Origin of the sequence: Blastomonas sp. CCH1-A6 (assembly GCF_001556365.1) — a bacterium.
GTDB lineage: Bacteria > Pseudomonadota > Alphaproteobacteria > Sphingomonadales > Sphingomonadaceae > Blastomonas > Blastomonas ursincola.
Genome location: NZ_LSIS01000258.1, coordinates 50167 through 59948, shown reverse-complemented (window position 1 = coordinate 59948; position 9782 = coordinate 50167). Strand labels below are relative to the sequence as shown.

The window sequence follows — 9782 nt, the reverse complement described above, 5'->3', positions numbered from 1 at the left end:
CATATTCGGCATCATTGCCGTCGGACAGCGAGCCGAAGCTGTTCACCCCGACGGCGCGACCGCACATGTCGACCAGCGGGCCGCCGCTATTGCCCTTGGCCAGCGCAGCGGTGTGCAGGATCGTGTCGAAATCCCGAGTGGTCCGGCCGCCAGAAACCACTCCTGGTGCCTTGACCGGGGCCATGGGGGCGATGGTTTCGCGCGCATCGAGCCCCTGCGCGCGGTCGACCGCAGCAGGGTAACCGATCGCCATTACCGAAGCGCCATCGTCGAGCGGCGTCTGCAGCAAGGCGAGGGCCGGCAGGCGACCGCGTTCCAGCTGGATCAGCGCGAGGTCGTTGCGCGGCGATAATGCCACGAGACGGCCACCATAGGTGGTGGTGCCCTCGGACGGGATGATGCCGATGCGGATGCTGGCATCCTCGCGCAGCGGGGCGACGAGATGGGCATTGGTGATGATCTTGTCCGGCGCGACGGCAAAGCCGCTACCATGGCCGACATAGAAGGTCTCGCCATCCTCTTCCGCGACCAGCACGACGCGCACGACCGAGCGGCTGGCGGCCTGGATATCGGCGGGATCGGCGGCGAGCGGTACGGCGACGAGCGCCGCACATGCGGCGATCAGCAGGGCGATAAAGCGCATCGGGTTCATGAGGAGAAGCTCATAGCGCTGCCGTCAGACAAAGCTATAGGGATCGACATCGACCGCCACCCGCACCCCCGGAGCCCAGCGCATCGGCTGCAGCCATTCGCGGATGATCCGCTGCATCTCGACATTGCGCCGGGCATGGACGAGCAGCCGGAAACGATGCCGTCCGCGCAGCAGCGATAGCGGGGCAGGGGCGGGGCCATAGACGGCAAAGCCATCGTGCTCGGGCGCAACGGCCCCCGCCTGGCGCGCCGCCTCGTGCGCCTCGGCATGATCCTCGGACGAGATGATGATGGCTGCGAGCCTGCCGAAGGGCGGCACGTTCGCCTCGCGCCGTGCCTGGGTTTCGGCGGCATAAAAGGCCTCGCGATCGCCCTGGACCAGCGCATCGATCACCGGCGCCTCGGGGTGGCGCGTCTGAATGAACACCTCGCCCGGCTTGGCGGCTCGGCCCGCGCGGCCGGCCACCTGCGCGATCTGCTGGAAGGTCCGCTCGCCCGCGCGCAGATCACCGCCCTCCAGGCCGATGTCCGCGTCGATGACTCCGACCAATGTCAGGTCGGGGAAGTGATAGCCCTTGGTGACCAGCTGGGTGCCGATGATGACGTCGATCGCTCTTGCCTCCACCTGTGCGACGAACTCGGCCGCTTTTTCGGGCGACCAGATGGTGTCCGAGGTGACGATCGCGCGGCGCGCCTCGGGCATCAGCGCGGCGACCTCGTCGGCGATCCGCTCGACGCCGGGGCCGCAGGCGACCAGGCAATCGGTCTCGCCGCATTCGGGACAGGCGCTGGGCGAAGGCTCGGCATGGCCGCAATGATGGCAGGCCAGCCTTCCGGACAGCCGGTGGTCGACCATCCAGGCGCTGCAATTGGGGCATTTGAACCGGTGGCCGCAATGACGGCACAGCGTCAGCGGGGCATAGCCGCGCCGGTTGAGGAACAGCAGCGACTGTTCGCCACGCGCCAGCCGTTCCTGCATCGCTTCCAGCAGCGGCGGCGCGATCCACTGGTTGCGGGGCGGCGGGTTCTGCGTCAGGTCGATCAGGCCGATGCGCGGCAGCTGCGCGCCGCCATAGCGGTGCGTGAGCGTGAGCGGCTCATAGCGTCCCGTCTCGGCCATGACCCGGCTTTCGAGCGCGGGTGTCGCGCTCGATAGCACCACGGGGCAGCCCTCGAACCGCCCGCGCATCACCGCGACATCGCGCGCATTGTAGCGTACGCCATCCTCCTGCTTGAAGCTCGTCTCGTGCGCCTCGTCGACGATGATGACGCCAAGATTCGCATAGGGCAGGAACAGCGCGGAACGTGCGCCGACGACGATCTTCGCCTCGCCCGAGATGATCGCATTCCACGCGCGCCGCCGCTCGGTCTGCTTGAGGCCAGAATGCCAGGGCACCGGTGCTGCGCCGAAGCGCGCCTCGATGCGGGTGAGGAAGGGCTGGGTCAGCGCGATCTCGGGCAGCAGCAGCAGCGTCTGCCTGCCCTTGCGCAGCGCCTCGGCCACCGCTTCGAAATAGACCTCGGTCTTGCCCGATCCGGTGACGCCATCGAGCAGGAACGGCATGGGTTCGGCAGCACGGACCGCCTCAGCCAGCCGGTCGGCAGCCTCCTGCTGCTCGTCGTTGAGCGCGGGGGTGATATGGTCGGGATCGGGGCGCGGCCAGGGCCGGTCGGTCGGCACCTCCATCGCCTCGAACGCGCCCGAGGTCACCAGCGAGCGGATCACCCCTTCGGACACCTCCGCCAGCGCCGCGAGTTCGCGCACCGTCGCCTGCTCTCCGGCCAGCCTGTCATAGACCTGCTGACGCTGCGGCGTCATGCGGGCAGGGGGCTCGCCGGTCAGCCGATATTCGGTGATCGATCGCCCTGGCCCGAGCAGTGATCCGCTGGGCAGCGCCATGCGCGCGACCGCGGCGGGGCTGGCGAGGTAATAATCTGCGGTCCATTCGATCAGGCGGCGAAGAGCCTGCGACAATGGCGGCATGTCGTAACGCGCCAGCACGGGGCGCAACCGGCTTGCCTCGATCTCCTCGGCGCCGAAAGCGCCTGCATCCCAGACGATCCCGTCGATCCGGCGCGGCCCCAGCGGCACCTGCACCACGCTGCCGACGGGCAGGTCCATGCCTTGCGGCACGCTATAGTCGAACGGGCCGACCGCCGAGTTGAACAGGAGAACGCGGACGCGAGTCATGATGCCATCCCAGATAGGGATTCGGGCGGCTAACGCATAGCTTTGGTTACTTCACCCAGCCCAGGCCGATGGTCTCGTAGATCTCGCGGTCCTCGTCCCAGCCTTCCTGCACCTTGACGTGCAGGAACAGATGGACGGGAACACCGAGCACGCGCGACAGCTCGGCGCGCGCCTTCTCGCCGATTTCCTTGATCCGCGCCCCGCCCTTGCCGAGCACGATGGCCCGCTGGGTGTCGCGCGCGACGAGGATCTGCTGGTGGATCTCGATCGAGCCGTCCTTGCGGGTGATATATTTTTCGGGGACCACCGCGCTGGCATAAGGCAGCTCGGCGTGGAGCTGGTTGAACAGCTGCTCGCGCGTAATCTCGGTGGCGAGCAGGCGCTCGCTCGCGTCGGAAACCTGGTCTTCGGGGAAATGCCACTGGCCTTCGGGCATCGCGGCGGCGAGCCAGGCCTTGAGTTCCTCGACGCCGTCGCCGGTCAGCGCGCTGATGAAGAACACCTCGTCAAACCCGCCCGCCGCGTGCAGATGCTGCGCCTGGACGAGAAGCTTGTCCTTGGCGGCGATATCGACCTTGTTGAGCACAAGGATCTTGCGTTCGGGCCGCATCGCGACCTGTTCGACCAGCCGTTCGAGCCGGTCGGATCGCTTGGCCTTGGCATCGACGACCAGCGCAATGACATCCGCGCCGTCCGATCCCTCCCAGGCTGCATTGACCATCGCGCGATCGAAGCGGCGATCGGGATCGAAAATTCCGGGCGTATCGACCAGCATGATCTGCGCCGGGCCTGCCAGCGCGATGCCGAGCAGCCGGGTCCGCGTGGTCTGCGCCTTGGGGCTGGTGATCGCGACCTTCTGCCCGACCAGCTGGTTGACCAGGGTGGACTTGCCGGCATTGGGTGCGCCGAGCACGGCGACCAGGCCGCAGCGGGTGGGGTTTGTGTCTTCGTTCATCGTCCATGCTCCGCGAGAAACTGTTTTGCGGCCAGCGTCTCGGCCTCCTGCTTGCTGGTACCGGTTGCCTCAGCGATGCCCAGACCCTTGATCTCGACCTGCACGGTGAAGCGCAGATCATGGTCAGGCCCCGACTTGCGCAACAGCGTATAGACCGGGGTCTTGCGGTTGCGCGCGGCGGCCCATTCCTGGAGCTCCGACTTGGGGTGGCGGGGGGCTTCGCTGATCGCGCTCAGTCGGTCGGCCCAGTGTCGTTCGACAAAGCGGCGCGCCGTCTCCAGCCCCCCGTCGATATAGAGCGCGCCGATCAGCGCCTCGACCACATCGCCCAGGATGTTGGTGCTGCCAGCGCCGCCATCGTCGCGCGCCTGCTTGCCCAGCCGGATCAGCGGGCCGAGGTTGCACGCGCGGGCAATCTGCGCGCAGCTCTCGCGCGAGACCAGCCGGTTGAGAAAGGCCGACATCTGCCCCTCCGCCGCCTTGGGGAAGCGCGTGTAGAGCAGTTCTGCGATCACCATTCCCAGGACACGATCGCCCAGAAACTCGAGCCGCTGATAATCGGGCGTTATCCCGGTACTGCCATGGGTCAGCGCCTGGACGAACAGGGCAGGCTGGCGCGGCTTGTAATCGAGGATGGGCAGCAGTGCCGCAAGGTCGGGCTCAGCGCTCAAAAGCCTTCCCCGATGCGGTCCCAGCGCGCGGCAGAGAACCAGGTCCAGGGCAGGAACCAGCTGGCCGAACCGTCGGTCGAGAACACCGTGACCAGTGCGCGGCCGACGAGATATTTCTGCGGCACGATGCCGATGCCCTGGCCTTCGACGGCGGGAAAACGGCTGTCGAGGCTGTTGTCGCGATTGTCGCCCATCAGGAACATGTGCCCCTCGGGCACGATGATCGCCTCGGTGGTGTCGCGCGGCGCGTCGATCAGGTCGAGCACGTTGTAGCTCTTGCCGTTGGGAAGCGTTTCCTGGAAGCGCGGATAGCTGCACACCGCGCTGCCATCGGGCCGGGGCAGCTCGAAGCTGCGGTCATAGCAGCGTGTGTTGGGCGAGACGGGGATAACGAAATCGGAAATGCGCTTCTTCGGAATCGGCTTGCCATTGAGCCACACCACACCATCGCGCATTTGGATGGTATCGCCGGGCAAGCCGATCACGCGCTTGATATAGTCCGCGCTGGCGCCCGGTGGGGCCTTGAAGACCACCACGTCGCCGCGCTCGGGCTGGCTGGCGAAGATGCGACCAGGGATCAAGGGCAGGTTGAACGGCAGGCTGTAGCGCGAATAGCCATAGGACCATTTCGAGACGAGCAGATAGTCGCCGACCACCAGCCGCGGCTGCATCGATTCCGACGGAATATTGAACGGCGAGACGATGAAGCTGCGCAGAATGAAGAAGAAGATCGCGAGCTTGACCAGAAATTGCAGAAAGTCCGCCGTTTCCGACTTGGGCTTGGGCGATGTGGCGGCGGTTTCGGTCATTTTTCCCCTTTGATGACCGCGCAATGCGGCGTCAAGTCCCATCGCGAGCGGGCAAAGCCTCTCGCCAAGCCGGGATCGGCCCGCTAAACCCCGCCCCAGCGCCCCCAGCCTGAAAGGTACATGATGTCCGTCCAAGCCGATGCCATTTGGCAATCGATTGCAGAAATGCCGCGCCCGACCCTGGCCACGCTGTTTGCCGATGATGCTGCGCGGGTCTCAAGCCTGTCGCACCGCATTCCGCTCGCGGGTACCGACATCCTGTTCGATTTTTCCAAGACGCATCTCGATGCCGCGCTGATCAAGAAGTTCGAGGAACTGTCCGCAGCGATGCATCTGGCCGGCATGCGCGACCAGCTGCTCGCCGGCGCCAAGATCAACACCAGCGAGGATCGCGCCGCCGAACATCCGGCCGAGCGGGGCATGGGTGCCGAGGATTCGGTCGAGAACGCCCAGCGGCTGCACGAGCGCATGGCCGCTCTGGTCGATGCGATCGACCAGGGCGTGTTCGGCGAGATCAAGCATGTGCTGCATATCGGTATCGGCGGTTCGGCCCTGGGGCCCAAGCTGATCATCGACGCGCTGTGCCGCGACAGCGACCGCTATGATGTCGCCGTCGTCGCCAATGTCGACGGCGAGGCGCTGTCCGAAGCGGTGGACAAGTTCGACCCCGCAAAGACGCTGGTCGCGATCGCGTCCAAGACCTTCACCACCACCGAGACGCTGATGAATGCGGAAAGCGCGATCGACTGGTTGCGCGGCGGCGGGGTGGAAGACCCCTATGGCCAGCTCGTCGCGCTGACCGCCGCGCCCGAAAAGGCGATGGAGTTCGGCATCGACGAGACGCGCATCCTGCCCTTTTCCGAGACGGTGGGCGGGCGCTATTCGGTCTGGTCGAGCATCGGCTTTCCCGTCGCGATGGCGCTGGGCAATCACGGCTTTGCCGAGTTCCGCGCCGGGGCGCTGGCGATGGACCGGCATTTCGCGACCGCGCCGCTCGCCGCCAACATGCCCGTGCTCGCCGCCTTCGCGGACCTCTATTACGCGCAGGTTCGCGCCTGCCAGACCCGCGCGGTCTTCGCCTATGACGAACGGTTGCGGTTGCTGCCCGATTATCTGCAGCAGCTCGAAATGGAGAGCAACGGCAAGGGCGTGCGCCGCGATGGCTCCCCGCTGGGCAGGGCGAGTGCGCCGATCACCTGGGGCGGGGTGGGCACTGACGCCCAGCACGCGGTGTTCCAGCTGCTGCACCAGGGCACGCATCTGGTGCCGGTGGAGTTCATCGCCTCGCGCCTCAGCGCGCACGAGTTCGACGAGGCGCATCACCGCGCACTGCTGACCAACTGTTTCGCGCAGGGCGCCGCTCTGATGCAGGGCAAGGCGAGCGACGACCCGCAGCGCAGCTATCCCGGCGACCGCCCGTCGATGACCATCCTGCTCGACAATGTCGATCCGCAGAGCCTGGGCGCGCTGATCGCCTTTTACGAGCACCGCACCTTTGCCAATGCGATGCTGCTAGGGATCAATCCTTTTGACCAGTTCGGTGTTGAACTGGGCAAGGAAATCGCCAAATCCATGGGCAACCGCCAGTCCGGCGATTTCGATCCTTCCACCGCTGCGCTGATCGAGGCAGCGGGGCTGTAAGGGACCGATTGACCGATTTCCCAGGAGTTTTTCGATGAGTGATTATGATTACGACCTGTTCGTCATCGGAGCAGGATCGGGAGGGGTGCGTGCCTCGCGCATCGCCTCGTCCTATGGCGCCAAGGTCGCGGTGGCCGAGGAATATCGCGTCGGCGGCACCTGCGTCATCCGCGGCTGCGTGCCCAAGAAGCTGCTCGTCTTCGGATCGCATTTCGCCGAGGATCTGGAAGACGCGCAGAATTACGGCTGGGAGATCGAGGGCACGAAGTTCAGCTGGCAGGTGCTGCGCGACCGCGTGCTGGGCGATGTCGACCGGCTGAACGCCGCGTACAAGTCGACGCTGAGCAACCACAATGTCACGATCATCGAGGAACGCGCGACGATCATCGCGCCGCACCGGGTGAAGCTCGCTAGCGGGCAGGAGATCAGCGCGAAATACATCCTGATCGCGGTCGGCGCGCGGCCCTATGTGCCCGAGTTTCCCGGCTCCGAACATTGCCTGACCTCGAACGAGATGTTTCATCTGGAAGAACTCCCGCGCCGCGCAGTGATCGCGGGCGGTGGCTATATCGCCAACGAGTTTGCCGGCATTCTCAACGGCCTCGGCACGCGCGTGACCGTGGTCAACCGCGGCGACACGATCCTGCGTGGCTATGATGAATCGTTGCGCGACCGGCTGCTGCAGATCTCGATGACCAAGGGCATCGAGTTCAAGTTCAAGGCCCCGTTCGAGAAGATCGAGAAGCGCGAGGATGGCACGCTCGACGTGTTCCTCAAGGGGCATGATCCGATCAACACCGATATCGTGATGATGGCGACGGGCCGGGTGCCCAATGTCGAGGGGCTGGGGCTCGAGCATGTCGGCATCACCACCGACGATCAGGGCGCGATCCCGGTCGATGAATACAGCAAGACCGCGTGCGACAGCATCTATGCGGTGGGCGATGTCACCAACCGGGTGCAGCTCACCCCGGTGGCGATCCGCGAGGGCCAGGCGTTCGCCGACACCGTGTTCGGCGGTACGCCCAAGACGGTGGACTATAACTGCATCCCCACCGCCGTGTTCTCGCAGCCGCCGATCGCCTCGGTCGGGCTGACCGAAGGCGAGGCGCGCAACCGCTATGGCAATATCCGCGTCTATTCGGCCGATTTCCGCCCGATGCGCAATGTCTTCGCGCATCGTGCCGAGCGTGGGCTGTACAAGATGATTACCGAAGAACCTTCGGGCAAGATCCTGGGCCTGCACATGATCGGCCCGGATTCGCCCGAGATCCTTCAGGCTGCCGCGATAGCGGTCAAGGCAGGGCTGACCAAGCAGGCGTTCGACGATACCGTCGCGCTGCACCCCAGCATGGCAGAAGAGCTGGTGCTGATGAAGTAGGCGCGCCGGCGCTGATCGTTACCCGATCCGGTACGGCACCATGCCGCGCCGGTCGGGATCGATCACCAGCGGGCGATCGGTGGGCGGAAAGGCGCGCTGGTCGCAATTGTCGCGCGGGCAGGTGCGGCAGCTGATGCCGATCGGGGTCACGGCCCCGGCAGCAGCCGTATCGAGCCCGTCGGCATAGATGAAATGCCGCGCATGTTCGACCTCGCACCCCAGCGCCACGGCATAGCGGCGCGGCTTGCGGCCATAGCTGCCCGAAGGCTTCACCAGACCCTTGGCCATCGAGACATAGCGTAGCCCATCGGGCGTCTCGGCCATCTGCACCAGGATGCGGTCCGGGATGGCTGCGGCCTCGTGCACCACCCAGAGCGGACACGCGCCACCGAAGCGTGCGAATTGCAGCCGGGTCGCGCTGTGCCGCTTGGTGATATTGCCCGCCATGTCGACACGGCAGAAGAAAACCGGCAGCCCGCGCGCGCCGGGGCGCTGGAGCGTCGAGAGCCGATGGCAGGCCTGTTCGAAGCTCACCCCGAAGCGGTGGGTGAGCTGGTCGATATCGTGCCGGCACGCCATCGCCGCCTCGCGAAAGCGCGCATAGGGCATGACGAGGGCGCCGGCGGCATAATTGGCCAGTCCCACCGAGACCAGCTTCTGCGCCTGCTCGCTTTTCAGCTTGGCATTGGCGGCCAGGATGGCGATGGCAAAGCGCATCTCGTGCGCCATCAGCCGGTGCGCGAGCATGAAATAGCGCGATTCCGGCGCGATGCCTTCGGCCAGAAAGAGCGTCCGGCTGGCGGCATCATATTGGCTGAGCGGCGCATTGGGATCGGCGGCGCGCAGCGGCTTGACCGTGATACCATGGTCGCGGTGCAGCCGCGCGATCAGGCCGTCGGGGTTCAGGTCCTCGCCCAGCTCCTCGGCGATCTGTTCGGCATTGCGGTCGAGCTGATCGATATAATTGCCCGATTCATGAAACCAGTCGCGCACCTCTTCCCAGGGCAGGCGGGCGTTATGCTGCCCCGTCGCCGCGAGGCTGTCGTCGAGCATCGCCGAACGCTCTGCCGCCTGGCGATAGCCCTGATAGAGATTGGTGATGATATGCGCGATTTCCGGATGGCTGTCGCGCAGCCGCGCAAACCGCACCGGATCGACTTCGACCCCGGCGAGCACCGGATCGTCGAGCAGGCTCTGCCAGTTGAGCGAAGGCGCGCCTTCGGGCGCGTCCTCAAGCTCGAAGGCGAAATGGCGCGACAATGCGGTGAGCACCTGCGGCGTGATCGGCCGCTCGTCATTCTCGATCTGGCTGAGATAGCTGGTCGAGATACCCAGCGCCTCGGCCATCGCGGCCTGGTTGAGACCAGAGTGGCGGCGGACGGCGCGGACGCGCTGGCCCGCATAAAGGCGTTTGCGGCGTGACATTGTCCTTGCGGACTAGTTTGCAAACTGGCGGTTTGCAAGTTCGCTATTTAACATTTGC

The 9782-nt window shown here is 65.7% G+C and carries 8 protein-coding genes; 2 read left to right on the top strand and 6 right to left on the bottom strand.

Translation table 11 applies throughout. From position 1 onward, the window contains the following. The 5 genes from AX735_RS12580 to lepB all read right to left on the bottom strand — a co-directional run. Positions 1–652 (bottom strand): S1 family peptidase (locus AX735_RS12580; RefSeq protein ID WP_231750104.1); only part of this gene is annotated, 652 nt, incomplete at its 3' end. 24 nt (positions 653–676) lie between these two features. Next, positions 677–2842, bottom strand: coding sequence for a primosomal protein N' (locus AX735_RS12575; RefSeq protein WP_066280608.1), 2166 nt, complete (start codon positions 2840–2842; stop codon positions 677–679). A gap of 46 nt (positions 2843–2888) precedes the next feature. Further along, positions 2889–3797, bottom strand: coding sequence for a GTPase Era (gene era / locus AX735_RS12570; RefSeq protein ID WP_066280606.1), 909 nt, complete (start codon positions 3795–3797; stop codon positions 2889–2891). Beyond that, positions 3794–4468, bottom strand: coding sequence for a ribonuclease III (gene rnc / locus AX735_RS12565; protein ID WP_137775507.1), 675 nt, complete (start codon positions 4466–4468; stop codon positions 3794–3796). Before rnc ends, era begins: the two co-directional genes overlap by 4 nt. Beyond that, on the bottom strand, positions 4465–5277 hold the full coding sequence (lepB, locus tag AX735_RS12560; protein WP_066280604.1) for a signal peptidase I: 813 nt from the start codon (positions 5275–5277) through the stop codon (positions 4465–4467). Before lepB ends, rnc begins: the two co-directional genes overlap by 4 nt. A 123-nt stretch (positions 5278–5400) precedes the next feature. Between lepB and pgi the strand changes: the two genes are divergently transcribed. Both pgi and gor read left to right on the top strand, forming a co-directional pair. Further along, the gene (pgi, locus tag AX735_RS12555; protein WP_082751073.1) at positions 5401–6918 is read left to right on the top strand and encodes a glucose-6-phosphate isomerase; all 1518 of its coding nucleotides are present in this window, start codon (positions 5401–5403) and stop codon (positions 6916–6918) included. A 34-nt stretch (positions 6919–6952) separates the two neighbouring features. Next, positions 6953–8299 carry a glutathione-disulfide reductase gene (gene gor / locus AX735_RS12550; RefSeq protein WP_066280599.1) on the top strand — a complete coding sequence of 449 codons (1347 nt, stop codon included), beginning with the start codon at positions 6953–6955 and terminating at the stop codon, positions 8297–8299. Between the two features lie 18 nt (positions 8300–8317). Here the strand turns inward: gor and AX735_RS12545 are convergent, their stop codons facing one another. Next, positions 8318–9724 carry a helix-turn-helix domain-containing protein gene (locus AX735_RS12545; RefSeq protein WP_066280597.1) on the bottom strand — a complete coding sequence of 469 codons (1407 nt, stop codon included), beginning with the start codon at positions 9722–9724 and terminating at the stop codon, positions 8318–8320. Positions 9725–9782: the final 58 nt, after the last annotated feature.